Origin of the sequence: Singulisphaera sp. GP187 (genome assembly GCF_900129635.1) — a bacterium.
Taxonomy (GTDB): Bacteria; Planctomycetota; Planctomycetia; order Isosphaerales; family Isosphaeraceae; genus Singulisphaera.
The window spans coordinates 2,116,612-2,138,842 of record NZ_FSRB01000001.1; the positions used below are offsets into that span (position 1 = coordinate 2,116,612).

Below are 22,231 nucleotides of genomic sequence, written 5' to 3' on the forward strand. Positions count from 1 at the left end.
TCCGTCCGTTGGTCGTCGATGGGGCGTGTCGTGGGCAAAAATGAGAGGCTTGCCTCACCTTCCCCCGCTTTGGAGACACGGTACGGTCGGATCAGGTTCGGGGATTGTGCCCAAGGGCCTTCATGGAAACCGACAGGTCAGGCCGCAATGTGCTCATTTCGGTCGGCACGACATTTCCAGAACCCGTCATCGTGGTCGCGGATTCGCTTGCGGTTCCCCACGGTGTCGTCGAGTTCGGGCAGTGGGACATCGCCGGGGACATGAAGCCATCCGGCGATTGCATGCAGAGTTGAGGGACATCGACCCGATCGAGGTTGCCCCGGTTGGCTCTCCCCACCGATTGTCGGTCACCGGGGACTGGGTTGAATACGATGAGCCATGGCCTCACCTGTTCGCCATGGGCGTACGTATTGATGCGGCAGAGCATCTTGAGGCAACTCCAACCGGCCACGGCAGGGCGTCGGCGTTGACGTCCGAACTGAAGACGGTCACCATCGAGTCACCACCGTACTCCGAGACGTGGTCGACGGGCGCGTGGACCGGCAAGCGGCCGGGAGTTGGCGGGAGTTTTCCATTTTTTGGATTCGGCGGCCTCGAGCCGGTATTCTTCAATGTTGCCGACCTGGCCCAGCGGCCCGAGACGTAGGCACGCTGAGCGTGGCGGTGGGAGATCCAACCCGATCAATCACGCGCGACGAAGGTTTCAACGCGGCTTGGAGCGGATCACTGGCTTCGCCAACAGCGTCTGATGATGGAAAAAGCCCTTGCGTTGCGCGGGGAGGTTGTTGAAGTGAGTCGGCTCCCCTTCAAAAGGTTTGCGTGATCGCGTACGCGTACAGCAAATCAAGTTACGAGCAACTTATCATGTTTAAACATCATCAATATTGCGCGGTAATTCCGGTCTATAACAGTGCCGACACGATTGACCGCGCGATCGAGAGCGTGTTGGCGCAGACCTACCCGCCCGCGGAGGTCGTCGTCGTTGATGACGGATCGGTCGACGACTCAGCCGCGGTCGCTGCGCGTTATCCGTCGCCCGTGGTTGTGGTCCGACAGGCTAATGCCGGGCCGGGCGCCGCACGCAATCGTGGCGTGCGCGAATCTTCGGCCGAGTGGGTGGCCTTTCTCGACGCCGACGACACGTGGCTGCCTGACAAGCACGAGCGCGAGATGACTTTGATGTCGGATCCGAACGTCGGCGTGGTCCATGCCCGCGGACCGTCCTCCTACATCCCCGCGCCGCCGAACGTCACGTTTGAGAATCTTTGGACGGAGAATTGCGTCAGCCTCTCCTCGGCGGTTGTGCGCAGGACGGCCTGGGACGCGGTGGGAGGGTTTGACGAAAGTCGAGCCTTGATCAGCGTCGAAGACCACAACTTATGGCTCCGCTTGGCCGCGGCCGGCTGGCGAATCATCACCTACCCTGAGGACCTGTTCCACTACACTCGAAATGAGGGAAGTCTCTCGCTTCGATTCGAACAATTCACTCGCGCAAAGATCACCAACCTTGAGATGATCGGGAAACTCCTGGAGCTGGATCCCAAGACCGTCCGTCAGAGAATCCTCGAACTTCACATCCAGCAGGGCCGCGTCCTCATCCACGGTCGCAATCTGAGCCTCGCGAGGCGTTTTCTTACGGTAGCATTGCAAGAAAGCCCCTCCCTCGAGACGCTCTCGTTGTGGCTGAGCACCTTCGTCCCGACTCGGCTTCTGGACTTGAGGCAGAATCTCCAGCACGTACCCGTCCGTCCATGAAACATAAATGCATTGATGATTTAATTTGCGACAAATGTAATATTTATGAACATTCTGTGATAATTCAATGATATGCATGTATACAAGGTCTTGCTCGAGCCTCAGCCGGCATGCCGAGGCATCGGCCAGTTTTCCGGGGAGAGGCGTGACTGAGTGGCCCTAACCGGATCGGGTTCGGGCACATCGCCGGCATATCTTCCTATGGAATTTAAGCTTGCGACGATCGACGCGGATTGGGATACTCGTCCGCAGAACATTTTTCCTCGCGAACGTGCGAGGCGTGCCCGACCTTCGCCTGTGAGCTTATCGAAGTAGGAATGGTCGCGTTGATGAATCGAGCGATCGGAACGGCATCGTGATCGATTCCGTCGAGTCCACCCGGGACGACTCCGGCATACGATGCTGCCCCCTCTGTGCGCACCGAACCGAGCCATACGTCGAGGACCGACGACGAGCTTACTTCCAATGCCTGCGCTGTGCTCTGGTGTTTGCCGACCCGGCGAGCCAGTTGGAGGCAGCGGAGGAGAAGGCGGAGTACGACCGGCACCAGAATGACCCGGCGGATTGGCGGTATCGACGTTTTCTCAATCGCCTCGCCGGGCCGCTCCTGAGTCGCTTGAGTCCGGGGATGCAGGGGTTGGATTATGGATGTGGGCCGGGGCCTACCCTCTCGGTGATGTTGGAAGAAGCCGGGATGTCGATGGCGGTCTTTGATCCTTTCTATCGACCGAGAACCGACGTGCTGAATCGTACGTATGATTTTGTGACCTGTACCGAGGTGGTCGAGCATTTCTCCAATCCTGCGCAAGACTGGGGACGGTTGACCGCGTTGCTGCATCCCGGGAGTTGGCTGGGGATCATGACCAAGCTCGTCATCAACCGGGAGCGATTCGCCACCTGGCATTATAAGGATGACCCCACCCACGTCAGCTTCTACAGTCCCGAGACCTTCGCTTGGTTGGGGACACAATTCGGATTGACCGTCGAACGGGTCGATCAGGACGTGCTCATGCTGCGAAAAATGATCGGTTTTCGAAGCGCCTGAGGGGCGAACTTCCCGACTTTAGGGGAGAGTTCGTTCCGTCGCGTCGACCAGCAACTGAGTGATCGTCGAGAACGGCATTGGCTCCGTGCTCTCGGAGCATTCCTACCCTGCCCTGCGTTTTACTTTCACGGCGACCGCATCACGGAGCTCGTCGGAATTTCGATCCGCGCCCGGTTCACCTCGCGGTACGCTCCTCAAGGAAGGGCCGGATTTCCTCGGGGAGTTCCCGTCGGCTCAACGCGGTGAGTCCCTACTGTGGAGAGCAACCACAAGTCCGTCCTCATCAGTCAGGCGGTCGTCTGGCCAACCCGTTGGAAGACCGCTCGAAAACGTAATATCAGGCATCCAGTCGGCCAATTGCCGGGAAAAAATGACTTGTGAATGGGGGCGATTACGCTTAACCTTACATGGTGGCTCGTTCTGGGGGTTCGGGAATTCGCGTTTTGGACTGTCGCGTTGGACAACCCGTCGTTTGAGTCCTAGCTTTGCTTGGGACGGTCCTCACTTGAGATAAGTATCGCTCTCTGACGAGGGATGCCGATGATCGACGAACGAAACCGCCGCCGGGCCTCTTTCCAAGAGGTAACGTCCATTCAGTTGGCGGACGGCCAACAGTGGTGGCTCCCTCATGTGGCGATTAACTCGGGCGATCCCCTTCTGTTCTCGCTCCATAAGGCCGTAATTTCCGCCGACAATGACCGCGAGCGGCTTCGCGATGAGCTCGCCTTGACGATGGTGCTGCTGTCGCGTAACTACGATTTGAGCCCGGAAGTCTATCCAGAAATTCTCGGGTTCCGTCCCGGTGATCCTGCGCGGGACGAATTGCAGACCGTAATCCGCCGCCTTGTCGGCGCCACCCCGACACCGGCTCCTCGTCCGGAACTGATTCCAAACTTCGATCGGAAACCACGTCCGGTGGGTCGTTGGGGCCTGTCCGCCGCCTCCGAATCCTTGAAGCGGGTTCGTTCGCGTTGGTCGCTTCGGTCGCAGTGAGCGGACTCAGGTCGAAACTGTCCGTTGCGATCTCGACATCGTACGATCCGCCCTCCGATCGGAACTCACCGCCTCATTTTTCTCAAACGAGGCTTCTACCGGAGGGAGGTCGGCGTTTTCGAACGAAGGGCAACCCTCTCTTTAACCCACCCTTCGCTCAAACACGATCCGGCGTGAAGACGCATTCCACGGAAGCTTTTGACCACTCGCGGTCAAGGCTGATGGCTTCGGAGTTCGATCTGCGACTATCCCGGCGGGAGCGGGTTGGCTAAGTTGGTATCAAGGCGCCCTTGCTCCAACCGCGAATGCCAGCGCCCGGGCGACGGACCCCGGGCACGATCCGAAGGCGAGACAGGGGCGGCCCAAGGCGGCCCTTATCGATGAATGACGTGACTCGGATACTCGCGGCGATCGAGCGGGGAGAACCGCAAGCATCCGATCAGCTTATGCCCCTGGTGTACGACGAGCTCCGCAAGCTGGCGGCCCAGAAGCTGGCGCAGGAACGGCCGGGGCAGACGCTTCAGGCGACCGCCTTGGTTCACGAGGCCTATCTTCGCCTGGTCGACCGGGAGTTGCTCGTTCGCTGGGATGGACGCGGCCACTTCTTCGCTGCGGCCGCCGAGGCCATGCGCCGAATTCTCGTTGATAGCGCCCGGCGCAAGCGGACCGAGAAGCATGGCGGACGCATCGACGTCTTGGGGATCGACGGCCTGGACGTGACCGCCAAAGCCCCTTCCGACGACCTGCTCGCCCTGAATGAGGCGCTCTCAAAGCTCGAGGCCGAGGAGCCCGACAAGGCCGAGCTGGTCAAACTCCGCTACTTTGCCGGGCTGTCGGTGGCCGATACCGCCGAGCTCCTCGGCATTTCTCGGGCCACGGCGGACCGGCACTGGCATTATGCCAAAACCTGGCTGTTCTGCGAGTTGCGGCATCCAATCGATGAGCGGGATCGATCGAGTGGGCCGCTGAATTGAGGAGGCGTGCCTGCTCTCCTCCGCGCTGCGCAGGCACGCATCGCGGGGGGCTCGTGACAACCGAGGGATCCGCACATGGGGCCGATCAAAAACCTCGATGAAATCTTCTGCGACGCCTTGCAGATTGCGGATCCGAGGGCACGAACGGCGTACCTCGACGACGCCTGTGGTCGGGACACCGAACGGCGCCTGCGGGTCGAGCGGCTGCTCGCGGCCGAGTCGCTCGTCGACCGCCGGTTCCTCGAAACGCCGGCCGTCTTGGCGAACTTCGCCCAACATCTGGCAATGGGTGTCGAGGGCCCGGGCTCCGTCATCGGCCCGTACCGGCTGCTCGAGCAGATTGGCGAAGGGGGGATGGGGACGATCTACCTGGCCGAGCAGTCCCAGCCGCTCCGGCGCCGCGTGGCCCTCAAGATTATCAAGCCAGGGATGGATAGCCGCCAGGTCATCGTCCGATTCGAGGCGGAGCGCCAAGCGTTGGCGATGATGGACCACCCCAATATCGCCCGGGTCCACGACGGCGGTACCACCGACTCAGGCCGCCCTTACTTTGCCATGGAACTCGTCCAGGGCATTCCCATCACCGACTATTGCGATAAGCACCGGCTCTCGATCCGCGAGCGGCTCGATCTCTTCATCCGGGTCTGTCGGGCGGTGCAGCATGCCCACCAGAAGGGGATCATTCACCGTGACCTCAAGCCGTCGAACGTTCTGGTCACTCGGATCGACAACGTCGCGGTGCCCAAAGTCATCGACTTCGGGATCGCCAAGGCCACCGGACCAGCGCTGACCGACAAGACGCTTGTCACCGGTTTCACACAACTGGTCGGAACTCCTCTGTACATGAGTCCGGAACAGGTGGAGTTCTCAGGGATCGATATCGACACGCGGAGCGACATCTACGCCTTGGGAGTCCTGCTCTACGAACTGCTGACCGGCACGACTCCGATCGACCGGGACACACTTGGCAAGGCCCCCTACGATGAAGTTCGCCGGCTCGTTCGCGAACACGAGCCGCCTTCGCCCAGCACGCGGCTGGTCACGCCGTCGACCACACTCCTGGCGGTCTCGGCCAACCGTCAGGCCGACCCGCGAAAGCTCGGCCAGACCGTCCGAGGTGAGCTCGACTGGATCGTGATGAAGGCGTTAGAGAAGGACCGCCGCCGCCGCTACGAAACCGTCGGCGCCTTTGCGGCCGACATGGAACGTTACCTCACCGACCAACCGATCGAAGCGTCCCCCCCCTCAACCTGGTACTGGTTCACCAAATACGCCCGACGCAATCGAGCGGCCCTGACCACGACCGCGCTCGTGGCCCTCGCTCTGATTGCAGGGACGGCTGTCAGCACCTGGCAGGCGATTCGGGCGACCCGGGCCGAGAAACGGACGGCGGCCGCACTGGCAGTGGCGGAGAGGCAACGGAGCCTTGCTCATCGTCATCTGTATACATCTCAGCTTCGCCAGGCGGCGGAGGCGCTCAATCGGGGCCAGGTCGAGCGGGTCCAGGAGATCCTCAACTCGCTTCGACCCCAAGACGGCGCCACCGACTCCCGTGGCTTTGCCTGGCACTACCTCTGGCGGCTCGCCCGACGCGAGATCGAACTTTACGACGGGCATGAAGGCTATGCCTCTGCACTCGTTCTCTCGCCCGACGGCCGCGTCTTCGCTGCGGGTTATAGTGATGGAACGATCATGCTTCGGGACGTGGCGACCGGGCGAATTCGGTTGCGGCTGAAGGGGCACGAGCATGAAATCAGCATGCTTGCATTTTCAGGAAATGGGAGTCTGCTTGGCTCGACCGCTCAAAATCCCACGATGGGCTTGCGGCAACGGAAGGTCTTGGTTTGGGACGTCGCAACGGGCAAGCCGCTCGCCAAGTTAGAGTCGACTGAAGCGAGGAGTCTCTTGAATCTCGCGTTCTCCCGCTCCGGTCGTCGACTCATCACCGGCTGGGTCAAAGCCTGGGGCGAGCCAATCCATTTTGAGCTCTTCGACCTCTTCACGAAATCAGGCCGGCCGCTCCTCATCCGAAGCCAGATCGTCCGGTGGGAGGATGACAACCACTTTCTGGAAGGCCCGTACCTCGCCGCTCGGCCGCTTGACGGACCGTTGACCGTCTTCGATACCGAGACACTCAAACCGCTCTGGTCGACCGCGGATCGCCATCGAGAGTTCGCCTGGCCAAGTTTCTCGGCCGGCGGCCAATGGCTGGAAGCCGAGGATGGCCGCGACGCGGTCATCTGGGAGGCTGCGACCGGCCGTGAACGGACCCGCGTCCCCATCGCACGACCGTCTCAGGCCGTCGGACATATTTTGGTGAGTCCCGACGGGAGAACGCTTCTCATCGAGCACATCCCCCTGCGGATTTCGTTGTTCGATCTGGCCGCCGTTGGATCGAACCGGGAGCGAGACCTTGCTCTGAGAGACCCGGCGCACCACCTGCTGAAGCAAGCGGCCTTCTCTCCGGACGGGACAAGGGTTGCCATCAATACGAAACATGATGGGGGTGGTCAGGGGCCGGTGACGGTTTGGAACACGGCCACCGGTCATCTCCTGGGGACCTATCCAGGGCAGCGACTCTTCAATGCGAGAATCTCGTTCTCTCCCGATAGCCGATCGCTCCTCCTGAACGGCGACAGCGGCATCCAGCGCTGGTGGCTCGAGCGGCCCAAAAACAGTTCATCGAAGTCGCTGGCCGGGCACACGGACGAGGCTTGGGCCGCAGTGTTCTCCCCGCGCGATAACATGCTGGCCACCGGAAGCGACGACACGGATGACGATTGGACGATCCGGCTCTGGGACACGGCCACCGGTCAACTCCAACTCGGCTGGAACGGTGGAGAGGGGACCGTATCATCGCTGGCATTCGCGCCTGACGGCGCGACCTTGGCTTCCACGCATCTCGATGAGTCCGGCGACATCCGGCTTTGGGAGACCGCCAAGGGCCGATTGCGGCAGACCCTCAAGGGCCATTCCTCGAAGGTTCGTACCGTGGCATTTCGTGCTCAGAGCAAGATGTTGGCCTCCGGCGGAGACGACGCTACGGTCCGACTGTGGTCGGGCGCGAATGGTCAACTTCTGATGACGCTGAAAGGGCACACGGATAAAGTGCGCCAGGTCGTTTTCAGCCCGGACGGAAATACCCTTGCCTCGGCGAGTAATGACGGCACGGTGCGGCTCTGGGAGGTGACGACCGGGAAAATCAAGCGTGTCCTGCGCAATCCGATCGAGGTCACCGCGGTCGACTTTGCGCCGGACGGGGCTATGCTGGTCGCGACGGACGAGTTAGGGACAATCCTCTGCTGGGAGGCCCGGACCGGCTCGATCATCCGGCGCCTCCACAGTGGGGATCGGTCCCCACGCAGTTTGGCGTTCTCCCCCGACGGCCGCGTCCTGGCCACGGCCGGAGAGGCGGGGAGCATTCGCCTTTGGGATCCACTGACGGGACAAGATTTACTCAGCCTCGAGGGACACAACGCACCGACCAACGCCCTGGCGTTTTCCCACGACGGCCGGACGCTCGCCTCATGCAGTTACGACGGCGCGGTGAGGCTCTGGCGCTCGAAGGAATGAGTGCGGAAAACCTCGCCCAGGCAGCGGGTCCTGGTTTATGACTCATGGGGGGAATGGAGTGGAGTCGAACGTATCGCCCCTGAGCCCGCACCTCTCTCGACGTGCTCCATTTCCATGCAACGACAGGCCACTCCCAAGGTTACGTCCTGGCTTGGCCCTCGATGATCGCGGGATGGGGCGAAGCGTGTTGGAAGTTAGAAAAAAGAATCGTCTCAGTGAGGCGCGCAATCCCCTTTTCTCGCATGGTAGAGCAGGGTGAATCGGGCTCGATGATGAGTTCGGACCAGTTCCGCGAATTCGTCGATTCCGATGGCGGTACGACTGACGTCGGCGACGAATTCAACGATTTTGGGGCCAGAGGGGCGCCGACGCCCCTCTGGATTTCCCCCTCAGCAGGTGAAATGGCAGTCAAGCAGACGGACACGGTAAACCTTGGGTTTCTGATGGACCGCCGCGGCCTTGCATGGTGAGTCAACAACCTGGGTTTCTGCATTCATGGGTTGGGTACAACCCGTGGCATCCAAGGTCGCGTCCATTTTAATTTCAAATTGAGATCACGTATGGATCTTTACCCAGGGGATACCGCCTTGGTCTTGATCTGTTCGCACGCAGCCTCGGCCTGCTTGCGGACCTCGGCGCTCGGATCCTCGCGCAACCGCTCCAGGGCGGGAATCGCGTCCTTGGCCTTCTGGCCGGCGAGTCCCAAGAATTTGATCGCCAGCAATCGCACGGCATCCTGATCGTGTCCAAGTTGCTCGACGAGTTCCGGGAGCGACCGCGGATCCGGCCCCGTTCGCTCGAACGGGCGGAGCAAGCGCTCGGCAGACCGGGAACTCTCTTTGTTTCCGGCAAGTAGGATGATGTCGGGGAGGAAGATCACCCCTTGGACCCCTTGTCGTTGAATCGCCTTCGAGGCGGCCCGTCGCACTTCGGTCGTATCGTCCCGGAGCGCTTTGGCGAGATGAGGTCGGATCAGCCCCGGGTCGAGTTCCAAACTCCCCAACGTCAGCACGGTTGCTTCCCGGACCTCGATCTGCTCGTCGCCCAGCAGTACTATCAGGCGACTCAGCGCGGGTTGCGCCGACTGTCCCAACCCGCCCAAGGTTCGTACGGCGATCGTCCGGAGTCGTGGCGTCGAATCGTCGAGCAAAGCCGTGAGTGCGGGAACCGCTTCTGCGGCGGCCTGGCCGTGACTACCGATCAGTTCCGCGGCAGCGAACCGTACCTCAGGGTCGGGACTGGCCAGCTTGCCGATGACGGTAGGCAATGCTTTGCGACCGATCGGGCCCAGGCCTCGAATGAGCTCGATCGCTTGTCGCTGCACCCGCGTGTTGGTGTCATTGAGCAGGCCCGTGAGATCCCCAAGCAGGAGTTCGTCGCGCGGAGCGGTCTGGGCGAGGATGACGATCGCCTGGAGTCGAATCTCCGCGGCGGGATTGGGGAGCAGGGCGCGCACGGCTGGTACGGCCTCCTTCGCTCGTGGCCCGAGGCCACGGATGGCGGCAAGGAATGCGGATTGGACCTCAAGGTCGGGGTCATCCAGCCCAGCGACCAGCTTGGGCACCGTACCTGGAGCCAACGGCCGGATCTGTCCGAGAGCCAGGGCTGCGGCGCGACGGATTCGGGGGTCAGACGCTTCGACCGACGGCAATAGCAACGCAACGACGGGCGGCCCGAGTTGGGCCAATGCCTCCGCGATCTGATCGATCCGGCTCTTCTTATGATGGAGTGCCCTGATGAGTCGGGGGACTGCGTCCAGGCCGACCTTGCGAAGCAAGAACGCCGCGTGACGCGACACACCGTCCTGCTCCGCCGTCAAGAGCGTCTCGAGTTCCGGCGCCATGCGTGCGAGTAACTCCCGTCGCGTGACGAGACAATTGACTGCGGCCAGCCGGACCTGATCGTCCGGGTGTCGAAGGTTCTCACCGAGAATCGGCAGCAAGGTCTCATCGGACAACTTGGATCTCGCCAACGTTCGCAAGGCGGCCGCCCGGACCTCAGGGACTTCATCATGCGTGCGTTTGAGGATCGCTTGTTGCGCGGGTTCATGCAACGTCGACAACGGTCCCAGGCTTTCGACGGCTCGCGCACGAACCAAGGGGTCTTGATGCGAGGACGCGGCGATCAATGGCTCGAGGGCGACCGAACCAATTCGACCGAGAGCGACGGACGCCTCTTGGCGAATTCGTTCATTCTTGGCTCCGAGCAACGGGAGCAAGTCCGGAACGGCGGCAGCCGCGTCGGGCCCGATTCGTCCCAGGCCCATGACGACCTCGGCCCGCACACTTTCCTTGCGCTCGTTCAGCAAGCTGCGTAGACCTTCGACGGCCGGTTTGCCAACGGCCGCGAGCGCCAGGGCGGAACGATAGTCCTGGTGCGACTCCTCTTTTCCCTGGCCGCCATAGTTTGTCCGCAGGGTATGAACGAGTGCGGGCACGGCCGAGGCTGCGTCGGGTCCTAACGCGGTGACGGCATCGAGCACCGCGAGCCGCACCTGGCCGTCTTTTTCGTTCATCAGGCGATCGATCAAGACGGGCAACGCCTTCTGCTGCACGCCCTTGGCGGCCAACCGAATTTGATGGGCCGCGTTCCGGCGCACCTCGACATTCTCCGCCTGGAGCGTTTCGATCGCGGCGTCAACGTCAACAGGAGTGGCCCCCTCTTGGGCCGTCCCCGGTGTGGCCAGTGGTCCGCAGACGGCAACGACCAGGAGTGTCCAACCGAGACCTCGGATCCGCACGACGGTGCTCCTTAATAATGCTGATTCCAAGGTTTTCAGAATCGAGTGTTTGTGCAGAAGTCGTCACGCGGATTGGCTGATTCGATTCACGGTCCGCGATACCTCGAGAACGGGCCCGCTTTGGACACGATGCCCTCAACGTAACCACCCGTCATGCCAGAAGGCCGGGCAGCGGCTCGGTGCTGTCGCCGAAGCGATCGACCGGGACGCGGGCCTGTTGCAACATGGCGAGCAGCAGGTTGGACATCGGTGTCTCCGGCCGACACTTGAGGTGCTGGCCCGATCGCAGGGTGCCTCCCCCCTTCCCCAGCAGAATGACCGGCAGGTTGACATGGTCGTGACGGTCACCGTCGCTGATGCCACTGCCGTAGAGGACCAACGAGTTGTCGAGCAAGGTCGTACCTCCTGCTTCTTCGACGGTCATCATTTTTTCAATCATGTAGGCCAAGATCGAGATGTGATATCGGTCGATCTCACGGAGCTTGCGGTTCTTCTCGGCTTCGTTCGCGTGGTGGGAAAGCTCGTGGTGCCCGTCGGTGAAACCGAGCCAGGGATAATTCCGGTCGGTCGCTTCCTTGGTGACCATGAAGGTGGAGGCGCGGGTGCTGTCGGTCTGGAAGGCCAGGACCATCAGGTCGCACATCAGCCGCAGGTGTTCGTCGAAGTCTTCCGGAATGCCCTCGGGGCGCGGAATCTCGGATCCGGAAAGCTCCATCGCCAAGGCGCCATGCTGAATCCGTCGTTCGACTTCCCGCACGCCCGTGAGGTACTGATCAAGCTTGCGCTGATCGGTCGCCGCGACCCGATTGCGAATCCGATTGGCATCGTCGAGCACATAGTCGAGCATGCTTTTACGGTAAAAATCACGGTCGGCCACCGTGGCTCGGGTCAGGCCGCGGCTCCCTTTGGTGAACAGGCGATCGAAAACCACCTTGGGATTCATCTCGTACGGGGCGGGCGAGGTCGGGGTGCGCCAAGAGATGTGCGTTTTATAGGTCCCGCTGTAGCCGAACGCGTTTCCGGAGCGGGCGGACTCGCAGCCCAACTCGAGGCTGGGAAATCGGGTCTCATTCCCGACGTGTCGCGCATAGAGCTGATCGGCGGAAATATCGACGCGAACGGCGTCTTGGGTTCGATAGGCCTGCGCCCCGGTCAGGAAGCTCGCGGCCCCTTGGCCGTGGCCGCATCCGTCGAGATCGCCGTTGGTGAGCGCGGTATTGTGGGTCAGACCATGAAAGCAGTTCAGCGACTCGCGGGCGAACGCAAGCGGCCGGAGCGTTTCGGGCAGATCCACCAGCGCTCCGTCGTGCTCCGGGAACCAGGTTGGCAGGTGCACGCCATTGGGAACGTACCAGTAGCACATTCTGACCGGCGGCTTGGACGACCCGGTGGCCGCTTGACCGACGGAGGCGAGACTTTCCATCCACGGAAGTGCGAGAGCGGCTCCCATTCCGCGGAGCATCGTTCGTCGGTTCACCTGAATGGCCATGTCAGCTTTCCCCTCAATGAGCAGAGAAACGTGGGCGATTCCGGACACCTGAATCGAGGTTGCACCGGGTCAGAAGCATCAAACTAAGCTTATTTCATAGCGCCACGATACTGAAAGGCCTGACTCTCCACGATCCCGAAGAGAATGGTCCGAATCCGGTAGTCATCGGCGGCGAGTTGTTTGCGGATCTCTTCAAGCGTGCAGTAGTCGTAAACTTCCAAGCCTCGTCCCAGTCCGTAGGTCATCATGTTTTTGATCAGGGTCCGTGAAAACTTCTTGGTGGCCGAGGCCCCCAGGAGTTGTTTCAGCTCCTGAACGTCGGCAAACTTGCGTGCTCCGAGCAGTTCTCCGGAGGGATCGATCGGGAATTGGCCATCCTTGGTTCGCCACCGCCCGACCGCATCATAGTTTTCCAGAGCAAAGCCCAACGGATCCATCTGTTGATGGCACGAGGCGCATTTCGGGTCGGCTCGATGCACCTGCATCCGTTCCCGCAGCGTCCCCACGTCCGCGGCCGCTTGACTATCATCCAGCTTGGGGACCTCGGGCGGTGGCGGAGGGGGCGGCGTTCCGAGCACCTGTTGTAAGATCCACTGCCCTCGTTTCACCGGAGAGGTTCGGTTCGGGTTGGAAGTCAACGTGAGGACACTCGCCTGCGTCAACACGCCACCGCGGCGGCGATCGGTCAGCGCCACCTGGCGAAACTCGTTCCCCGTGACACCGGCGATCCCGTAGTGGCGGGCCAACGTCTCGTTGAGAAAGGTGTAATCGGAGTCCAGCAACTCGAGGACGCTCCGATTGTTTCGGAGGATGTAGGCGAAGTACTGCTCCGTCTCTTGGCCCATTGCGGTCCGCAGCGTGTCGTCAAAGTCGGGGAAGAGGTCTTTGTCCGGGGCCACCCCCCCGAGCCTGCGGAGCTGCAACCATTGGCCGGCGAAGTTCTCCACCAGCTGGTCGGACTTGGCGTCATCCAGCATGCGGACGACCTGGCGGCGGAGATTGGTCCTGAGCGTGCCCTCGCGTGCTTCGCGAAACAAGGCGTCGTCAGGCATGCTGCTCCAGAGAAAGAAGGAGAGCCGGCTCGCCAATTCGAACTCGGTCAGCGGACGGTCGGCCAGCGTTTTTTCGGGTTCGACGAGGAAGAGGAACTGGGGGGACGCGAGGACCGTCGTCAGCGCGATCTGGACCCCACGTTCGTAGCTTTCACCACGGTCATGGGCCAGTCGATAGATTTGCAGGATTCGGTCCACCTCGTCCGGCTGCACCGGCCGTCTGTACGCCCGTTCGGTGAACCGTGCGATCACTTGGCGGGCACAATCGAGCCGCGATTGATCGCCGTACCCAGGTGTGCAAAACAGAATTTTCCGATGGGATTCGGGAAGTCGTTCGGTGTCGAGCGGCACGGGGCCACGCACGACCATCGAGTCCACGTGCAGGCCACGGTCCCCCGCGTAGCGCTGGTCTCCGCTTACATTGGCCGTGACGACTTTTGGTTTGACGACATTGGCACTCTCGGCCTGACCGGGGGCGAGCGCGACGTGGACCTGGCTGTCCCCCTCCGCGACCTTGAGCCAGTAGCGATAGACCACCGTCTCGTCCTGGACCCGCACGGCATCCACGGTCCGGCGGTCCTTGCCAAAGCCGATCACCAACCGAGGCGGGGGCACAGATTCGGCGATCCCCACCCGCACCAGGCTGAATTCGGCCAGGTAATGGCCTGGCTTCAAAGTGTGTTTGAACTCAACCGCCGCGTTCGGCGGGAGCGGATAGGTCTTTAAGCCGATCAACTCGATGGGCGGGAATTTGTCGGCCTCGGGCAGGACGATCGCCTTGTCCAAAGCCAGCTCGGCAGCGTCGAGATACTTCTCGACATGAACCGGTGAGATGTTGAGCGCAGAGCCCACGTTGTCGAAGCCGAACCCGATATCGTCCGGGGGAAAGTCGTCGGCAAGGTGAAGTTCGAGTCCGAGCAAATCGCGGATCGTATTATTATACTCTTGCCGGTTGAGCCGGCGAATTACGACCGGTGCCACACTTTCCTGCGGACCGCATTGGGCGGCCAGGTAGTCGTTCTCGATCCACCCGATCAACCCCTCCCACTCTTTCAAAGTCGGTTGAGGCTTGTCCACCGGCGGCATGATGTGCCCTTCGAGCGCATCACGAACACGGAGCCAGGTCTTGCTGTCCTTGACGGCTGCCAACTGGTCGTCGAAGCGATCCAGCGCGATCCCTGCTTCCGGGTTTTCGGTCGAATGGCAGTCGAAGCAATAACGCTCGAGGACCGGCATCACTTGCTTCTGAAACGCGTCCTCCGTCACCGGCTCTTGTGCGGTGGCCGGTGGTGGGGCGATCAGCATCCTGACAGTGAGTGAGAGAACGACCACGATTGTGAAGGCCGTTCCGCCATACGTCATCCACTGGGAATTGAGCGTCTTCATCGTGATGGGTGACTCGTGTCGATGGCGTGTCGCGTCTTCTGCCCAATATCAGCGCTGAAGTTGGCCTGGCTGTTCCCTTTTCGTTCGTACGAACCGCTTTGAATAAGTATTGGACACGGACCCTCCGCTCGCGTCCAGCGGATCTTTTCTGAAAATGAGGTGTCGGTGGGCCGGTTGCCTGATTGGTCGGACGCGACGGCCCCGGCTCGTTCGGCCGGTCGCGTTGAAACATCCTCAAGATCGAGCGGTTAACTTGGCTGCGGGCGGGTTATTCGGTAGAATGAGAGGACTTCGGAAACGCGGCGCGGGGACTTATCACCCGTTTCGTGCGCGTGTCGTGGACTCTTGTGTCCGGGATCCCCCCGCCTCAAAGCCGGATGGGCCTTGGCCCGCAGTTCGGCAATCATCCGACTCGATTTGATTTTTTCGTGAGCGATTCCGGTCGAAGGCGTTGCGTCTTCGACCGTTTGTGTTGTGTGGGCCTGTCGGTTGCAGGTCTCGTTCGTTTTACCAACGCACGTCTCCCCTGGTAGGGATCAAGGTGGTCGAGGATCATGAAAGCTGGCATCGTCGGTCTGCCCAACGTCGGTAAGAGCACGCTGTTCAACGCTCTCACAAGCTCCAAGGCCGCGCAGAGCGCCAATTATCCGTTCTGTACGATCGAACCGAATGAGGGGATCGTGAGTGTCCCCGATGACCGACTGAGGCGGATCAGTACCTACATCGTTCCCAAAAAGCTCGTGCCCACCGCGCTCAAGCTGGTGGATATCGCCGGGATCGTCAAGGGAGCCAGTGAAGGGCTCGGCCTCGGCAACAAATTCCTCAGCCACATTCGCGAAGTCGACGCCATCCTCCAGGTGGTCCGCTGCTTCGAGGATCCCGACGTCGTCCATGTCGCCGGCACGGTGAACCCGGTCTCGGACATCGAGACCATCGAAATCGAGCTGATGCTGGCCGACATCCAGACCTTGGACAACGCCCTGCCCCGGGCCGAACGGACCGCCAAGGGGGGGGATAAGGAGGCCAAGCAGCGGGTCGACGTGATCCGCAAGTGCCTCGACCACCTCGCCACCGACGAGCCGCTCCGCAAGCTCATCCTCGACGAGTCCGACGCCAAGGCGATCTCAAGCTACGGCCTGATGACCGCCAAGCCGGTCCTCTATGTCGCCAACGTCGATGAAAGTGACCTCGAAGGACAAGGTCCGCTCGTCCAGCAGGTCCGCGAGTTTGCCGCCAAGACAGGCGCGTCCGTCGTCCCCGTCTGTGCGAAGCTCGAGGCCGAGATCGCCGAACTCGACGAGGCGGACCGCGCCGAGATGCTGGCGTCGTCGGGCCTCCAGCAGCCGGCGCTCGCGACCCTCACCCGCGAGGCTTACCGGGTGCTCGGCCTCCACAGCTACTTCACCGCCGGTGAGAAAGAAGTGCGTGCCTGGACGATCCCGATCGCCGCGACCGCGCCCCAAGCCGCCGGGGTGATCCACACCGACTTCGAGAAGGGTTTCATTCGCGCGGAGGTGTATTCCCTGAACGACCTCGAAACCTACCGCAGCGAGAAAGATATCCGCCAGGCCGGTCGACTTCGCGTCGAAGGCAAGAACTATGTCATGCAAGACGGCGACATCTGCCACTTCTTGTTCAGCAACTGAGCGGCTTCGTGCATCGACCGCCGCCAGTCTCGCCCATCGTCCAATCCCCAGACTCTCCCGACCTTCGCATGCCGAGGGGAACCTGCTTTACCAGGTTCCTCTCGGTTTTGGTTAGGTCGGCAAGGTCGAACGGCACGAACCTCGAAAGCATCACCCCAAGGGCTCCACGCCGAGTCACGGAATAATCTTCTCGTTCCGAAGCCGAGCGAAGAGGTCGAGGAAAGTGGTGTCGCTCCTCTGGTACTCCAGGAAGCCAAGGACCCGGCTTTTGGACATGTCCGAGAACGTCTCGAAGGTGCGGCCGAGATCGGCGTCGGTATGCCACCAAGGAGCAAGCTCATCCACCTTATGGGGGCGGAGTCCATGCTTCTGGACAATCGCATCCCAGATCGGCCCGGCGTCGCGCATCTGCGTTTGGAGGGGAGTGGCTTGCCCCGGATAGGGGGCAACCTCGAGTCCGAATGCGTTCGCCAGGCGTTCCCACATCCAATCCCAGCGGAACACGTCGCCGTTCGCGATATTGAAGGCCTGGTTCTGGGCCGCGGGAGTCGTCGCCGCCCACGCCAATTGCCTCGCGAGGATTCGGGCATCGACCACTTCCGAAAGGCCATGGTACTGCTCGGGAGAGCCGGGGAAGACGAAGGGACGTCCCGTCTCCCTGCAAATGCTGGCGTAAACCGCCAGGGTGACACCCATATTCATCGAGTTGCCCAACGCATAGCCGATGATTGTGGGGGGCCGATGCACGCTCCAGGAAAAGCCCATCTGCCGCGCCTGCTCGAAGAGAATATCTTCCTGGGTGTAGTAGAAGTTCAGCCCCGGCTTGCGTGGCTGCTCCTCGCGGAAGGGAGTTGTCACGTCGTAGTTGCCAGCCTCCTCGAACGAGCCGAAGTAGTTCTTGCCGCCCGTGACGAGTGCGACGTGCTGAAGCGCATGATCGTCGCGAACTGCGCCCAGCAGGTTCCTCACCATCGCCCCGTTCACCGTGCAATTCTCGGCCTCCGTCGCTTGACGGAGCCACGTCGTAATGAAAACATAGTTTGGATTGATATTGGCGAGTGCCGATCGTAACGACTCCGGCTCGCGCAGGTCGGCCGCGAGCGGTGTCACCCCTGCCAGTTCTCTGGGTGGCTTGCGAGCCAGGCCGAAGACTTCCCAGCCCAGGGAAACGAGATGGGCGCTCAGGTTGCCGCCGACGATTCCGCTTGCGCCCGCAACGAGTGCTCGGGGGGCCATGGCGTTGTCCTCTGTTTTTAAGCGATATGTTCAATCAAACAATTTGGAAATCGTCCCTGAGAATTCGCCACGTACGACTTGAGGCCTCACCAACCTTTCCGGCTCAGGGGCTCAACGAACTCTAGATCCTTGTCACCAGTCGATCAAGTAGGTACGATTTTGAGACGTAGTCACTGAAAGGTGCCCATAACGATGCCCCATCGAAACCTGATTGTCCTCGACGAGGAATGCGCGCAGCGCCGAATTCTGGAGTTGTTCAGCGTCAAGTGGACGACCATGGTGCTCCACTCGCTCCACCAGAACGGCGGCACATGTCGGACCGGTGTGCTCGCGCGGAGCCTCCCCGGCTGTTCCAAGAAGATGCTGACTCAGACGTTGCGAGAGATGGAGCGGGACGGCCTGATTGACCGCAAGGTCTATCCGGTGGTCCCGCCGATGGTGGAATACTCGCTAAACTCCCTGGGCAAACGATTCATCGAACCGCTGGAACTGCTCTATGCCTGGGCGTCTCAAAATAGCGAGGCGTTGCAAAAGTTGACGAAGCGGCGCAAGAAACGGACCTCCACGGCCGATGCCGAGGAAGGTCCATCCTGATCGGACGCAAGCGATGGTGACGGTCAGGCGGACCGGAAGGTCTCCGCCAGGGCGGCGACGACCCGGTCATGCAGCGGGCCGTTGGTGGCCACGATGCCTCGGTTTCCCGCCAGTTCGCGGCCCAAGGTAAAGTCAAGCGGTCGGCCGTCCAGGTCGGTGATCGTGCCGCCCGCCTCCGCGAGAATTAGCGCTCCGCTGGCGTGGTCCCAGATTTTCTCGCGGTAGTCCGCCTTTGTGGGTAAGCGGAGATAGATATCGGCGTCGCCTCGGGCTACGACCGCGTACTTGGCCTGGCTGTCCAGACGCACGGGCGCGGTGGTGATTCCGAGCCGGTCTGCGACCGTGGCCGACCAGTCGTGGGCGCTATGGCCCGACTCGACCGACTCGCAGAACCGCACGAGCCCCCAATCGTCCCGCTCGCTCACCCGAATCGGCGTGGGGGACCAAGGTCCGTCGAGTGGAGACAATTCGGCTCCCTGGCCGCGGACTGCGACCAGGAGTGATCCCGTCCCCGCGGATCCATCCTGGTCGGGCGCGGGGAGGTTCGGACAGGCCATCGCGGCCACCTCGATTCGCCCGCCGACGATCAAGGCGAGGGCGACGGCATACTGCTCGCCCCTGAGAAATCCCTTGGTTCCATCGATCGGGTCGAGGGTCCAAAATCGCTCGGAACCGCCGCCCTGGGCCCCTCCCCGGTCAATCCAGCGACAGACCGATTCCTGATCGACGCCGGCCCGGAGTTCGGTCACGAACCGGAGGACCTTGGAGAGCGATTCGGCATGCGCGGGTTGCCGGAGTTCTCGGGAATCCTCCTCGGCAACGACCGGGTCCTCCGGAAATGCTTCCTCCAAGGCCCGGCAAACCAGGGCCTGGCTGCCGAAGTCGGCCACGGTGACGGGACTCCGGTCTTTCTTGTCCATCGCCTGGAGGTTGACACCCCGCTGGACGGCCCGGCAGAGAGTTGCAGCGTCCCGCACCGCCTGAATGGCGACGGCACGTTCTCTCTCGAAGGCAAGGCCCGAGGTGGTGTTCAACATTTCGACTTGACTCCCTTCCCTGAATTAATTCCGCTCACCACGGCGGGCGATCGGCCCCGCACATTTTTTCCCTTGTTTGCCTCGGCCTGTCCATACCCCTTTCGTCTTGAACGGGCCAATCGAAGTGCTCCGCGTTCGAGTGGACCGGACGATTGAGCGTCCCTGATTCAAAAATGGCTCGTTATCATCCACTTGGCCCGCTTGGTTTTTGATACGCTTGCACCAGAGGTGGCAGATCCGGAGTGAGAGTTCGGGCACCCCTTGATGAAGGTCCGCATGTGAGGATATCACTTGTGAATATCATAACGCGGCTGACCGTTTGTCTTGTCCTCTCCGCCGTTTTTGAGAGTATGGCCTTGCCGGCGATTCTCAGGGCCGATGAGCCGCCAATGCCACCCCAAGGTGAGGTTCGACTCGCAAGTGGCCGAGTCGTCGAATACACGATCCACTATGACAGGAACTCGCTGCGGGCCAGCGTGCGGCTTGGGAACGATCTCATCGCTCTTACGAATTCGGGCACGCTTCTGCGTTTCGAACTGCCCACGGTTCGGCTGGTTCGGGAGCGGATCGATGTCGAGGAAGTCACCTGCCTGGGCCATGGTGAGGGCGAGGAAATCCTCGCGGGCCTCGGTGACGGTCGGATTTGTCGCGTCGACGTGGCGACTCTCGAGCTCAAGGACGTGACCAAACTCCCTGCCGCTCCGCGCTGGATGGGTTGGGGGCAAGCGAACGGAAACCGACCGGCAGGCCTGGTGGTCGTGACCGAGCCGACCAAGCCCGTCAAAGGCGGCGGGGGCAGGGAATTGCCCTATTCGATGGTCCATGACCTTGCGACGAAACAGACATTTGCCCTTGAGGAGGTGTTCACGACCTTCCTGCTCGACCGCGCGGGCAGGGTCTGGCTCGGGGCCGACCGAGGCGAGTGGGGCGGCCGGCTCGCTCGGGTCGACCTGGTGAACGGAACGATCAAAGCCATCAAGCCGCCCCCCGCTCGCGACCCCGACTCTGAAGCGAGTTGGGACGGCGTTTACGGGTTCATCGAGCTCTGCGATGGCCAGGTCTGGTCGTTCGGCGGGAGCTCGCACATGGGTTACAACTCGGGGTATATCACGCGTGTCGACGGAGCGAAGCCGCAACCTCTGTACGCCTTCGAGCCTCCCCGTAATCCTGAGGGAGAGCCTGATCCCGGTCGGCCGAGCTTGCCAATCACGCACATCATCGAAGAGGATAACGGTCTACTCGTATTTTCGTACGATGATGTTTTTGGCGTGAAACAAACGTTGAACTCCTGGAGGAGATTCGCCACCCTCGAGCTCCAATACCACTGGGGTCGGCCGGACGCAGTGGGATCTTACCCCTCGGTGATCACGGTTCATCCGCCGAGTCAGGTGGGAGAACCTTATCTCCTGGCCACGGTCGCCGACGGCTACGTGCGTCTGGAGCTGACGAAGTCGACCTCGCTGAGTCTTCCTGGCCAACTCGGCGCTACGGACGTTTGCGCCGTGGAGCATCCCGCGGAAGGGACCCTCGTCTTTGAGGGAGACGACCGACTCCCTCCCTGGACGCTCGGCCCGAAGGGGTGGGAAATCGCTTCGCTCGCACCGCCTTTCGAGATCGACCCGGCCGGCGCTGCCGCGGAGATCGAGAAGGGCACCGAGTCGTGGTACGAGACCCGGATCCTCGTGGGCCCGGACGGGGCGATCTCCACCGTGAGCGGAACCGGCGTGAGCGACGGGACGCGAACCACGGCGCGCCGAGTGGGGGGTAAGAGCTTGCAACTTGGCCGGGAAACGTCATCGCTGGTCCCGTCGGCGTCGTTCCTCACCGCGGACGGTACTCTGTGGAATGCCGGCTCCGACGGGTTAAAGCGTTTCGAGCAGGGTTCGTGGAAAACCGTGGCTCCGTTGTTGGGGGACGAAAGCCCTTCCGGCCTGAATCCGCTCAATACGAACGGTCCGCCCTGGCTGCTCCTCGATTCTTTCGGGAAGTCCCTTTGGCAACTGAAGCCAGGCGTCCCAGGCGACAAGCCGCAACTGACTCGGATCATGATTCGGGAAGGCGAAAAAAGGCTTTCCACCCGCGCCGCGATCGCTGGGCCCAGCGCGGCGCTGCTCCTTGCGACCGACGCGGGTCTGCGGACCTACGACCCCATGACTCAGAGACTCTCGAAGGTCGATTTTGTGGAACCTCCGCAGTCTGTGAACACGCTGATTCGCGATGGTCTCGGTCGGCTCTGGCTGGGGGGCAAGTACGGAGTCGCGATGGTCGAGGCGGGCGGAAAAACCCTCGAAACGTTCGATCGCGTGCCCGGGATCGGGGGGCGTGAAGTTTACGCCCTGGCACCCGACCCGCACCATGAGGACGGGGTCATCGTGGCACTGGGTTCGCGCGGTGCGGCGTTCATTCGGGCCTTGCCAAAGCCCTGACCATGGTGGTCTCCGCGCCAGGGAGGGGTTGCCCCCTCCCTGGTTCCTCCGCGATGATGCGGTCGTCGAGCGCATTGCAATTCCGTCTTGGCTTCGACCTGCGCCGGCGCGACGAAAAAAAACTCGGGATCGGCCTGCCCCCCCAAAAAAACGGGAAGGAACACCGCGAATCGTCTTGAGCCGGGCGACTCGGGGTCTGGACTCTGGCTCGAATCCGTTGGTCGCGACCTCCGCAATCACCGGCACGGGGAATCGGGCTACGCGACATCCCTTGTCAAGGATTGG

15 protein-coding genes are annotated in these 22,231 nt (G+C 61.7%); 10 read left to right on the top strand and 5 right to left on the bottom strand.

Features of this window, described 5'->3' with window-relative positions; all coding sequences use genetic code 11:
* The first annotated feature begins 122 nt into the window (after nt 1-122).
* The 7 genes from BUS42_RS43565 (at nt 123) to BUS42_RS08330 (ending at nt 8,810) form a co-directional block, all read left to right on the top strand.
* The gene (locus BUS42_RS43565; RefSeq protein ID WP_159452190.1) at nt 123-293 is read left to right on the top strand and encodes a hypothetical protein; all 171 of its coding nucleotides are present in this window, start codon (nt 123-125) and stop codon (nt 291-293) included.
* 571 nt (nt 294-864) lie between these two features.
* Nucleotides 865-1,755 (top strand): glycosyltransferase family 2 protein, encoded by an 891-nt coding sequence (locus BUS42_RS08300; protein ID WP_074306506.1) that lies wholly within the window; start codon nt 865-867, stop codon nt 1,753-1,755.
* A 394-nt stretch (nt 1,756-2,149) separates the two neighbouring features.
* Nucleotides 2,150-2,800: a class I SAM-dependent methyltransferase gene (locus tag BUS42_RS08305; protein WP_074310845.1), complete on the top strand. Its 651-nt coding sequence runs from the start codon at nt 2,150-2,152 to the stop codon at nt 2,798-2,800.
* Nucleotides 2,801-3,340: 540 nt separating this feature from the next.
* Nucleotides 3,341-3,793 (top strand): hypothetical protein, encoded by a 453-nt coding sequence (locus BUS42_RS08310; protein ID WP_074306507.1) that lies wholly within the window; start codon nt 3,341-3,343, stop codon nt 3,791-3,793.
* A 380-nt stretch (nt 3,794-4,173) separates the two neighbouring features.
* Entirely contained in the window at nt 4,174-4,767 is a 594-nt protein-coding gene (locus BUS42_RS08315; protein WP_074306508.1) for a sigma-70 family RNA polymerase sigma factor, read from the top strand.
* Between the two features lie 75 nt (nt 4,768-4,842).
* A complete protein-coding gene (locus tag BUS42_RS41785; RefSeq protein WP_083670105.1) occupies nt 4,843-8,340 on the top strand; it encodes a protein kinase domain-containing protein in 3,498 nt (1,165 codons plus the stop codon).
* A gap of 269 nt (nt 8,341-8,609) precedes the next feature.
* Complete coding sequence (locus BUS42_RS08330) at nt 8,610-8,810, top strand: hypothetical protein (protein WP_143206271.1); 201 nt, start codon at nt 8,610-8,612, stop codon at nt 8,808-8,810.
* A gap of 98 nt (nt 8,811-8,908) precedes the next feature.
* On the opposite strand, the gene BUS42_RS08335 is transcribed toward BUS42_RS08330, so the two are convergent.
* From BUS42_RS08335 to BUS42_RS08345, 3 genes are all read right to left on the bottom strand, one after another.
* Nucleotides 8,909-11,080, bottom strand: a complete 2,172-nt coding sequence (locus BUS42_RS08335; protein ID WP_074306510.1) for a HEAT repeat domain-containing protein — start codon at nt 11,078-11,080, stop codon at nt 8,909-8,911.
* Between the two features lie 151 nt (nt 11,081-11,231).
* Nucleotides 11,232-12,569, bottom strand: a complete 1,338-nt coding sequence (locus BUS42_RS08340) for a DUF1552 domain-containing protein (RefSeq protein ID WP_074306511.1) — start codon at nt 12,567-12,569, stop codon at nt 11,232-11,234.
* A gap of 89 nt (nt 12,570-12,658) precedes the next feature.
* The gene (locus BUS42_RS08345; RefSeq protein WP_074306512.1) at nt 12,659-15,007 is read right to left on the bottom strand and encodes a DUF1592 domain-containing protein; all 2,349 of its coding nucleotides are present in this window, start codon (nt 15,005-15,007) and stop codon (nt 12,659-12,661) included.
* 554 nt (nt 15,008-15,561) lie between these two features.
* On the opposite strand from BUS42_RS08345, the gene ychF reads away from it, so the two are divergent.
* Entirely contained in the window at nt 15,562-16,653 is a 1,092-nt protein-coding gene (gene ychF / locus BUS42_RS08350) for a redox-regulated ATPase YchF (protein WP_074306513.1), read from the top strand.
* 174 nt (nt 16,654-16,827) lie between these two features.
* Here ychF and BUS42_RS08355 read toward each other — a convergent pair whose 3' ends face one another.
* Entirely contained in the window at nt 16,828-17,889 is a 1,062-nt protein-coding gene (locus BUS42_RS08355) for an SDR family oxidoreductase (protein ID WP_074306514.1), read from the bottom strand.
* Between the two features lie 192 nt (nt 17,890-18,081).
* On the opposite strand from BUS42_RS08355, the gene BUS42_RS08360 reads away from it, so the two are divergent.
* Complete coding sequence (locus BUS42_RS08360) at nt 18,082-18,483, top strand: winged helix-turn-helix transcriptional regulator (RefSeq protein WP_173878238.1); 402 nt, start codon at nt 18,082-18,084, stop codon at nt 18,481-18,483.
* A 23-nt stretch (nt 18,484-18,506) separates the two neighbouring features.
* Here the strand turns inward: BUS42_RS08360 and BUS42_RS08365 are convergent, their stop codons facing one another.
* Complete coding sequence (locus BUS42_RS08365; protein ID WP_074306515.1) at nt 18,507-19,520, bottom strand: 3'(2'),5'-bisphosphate nucleotidase; 1,014 nt, start codon at nt 19,518-19,520, stop codon at nt 18,507-18,509.
* Nucleotides 19,521-19,909: 389 nt separating this feature from the next.
* On the opposite strand from BUS42_RS08365, the gene BUS42_RS08370 reads away from it, so the two are divergent.
* On the top strand, nt 19,910-21,946 hold the full coding sequence (locus BUS42_RS08370; RefSeq protein ID WP_254053384.1) for a hypothetical protein: 2,037 nt from the start codon (nt 19,910-19,912) through the stop codon (nt 21,944-21,946).
* Nucleotides 21,947-22,231: the final 285 nt, after the last annotated feature.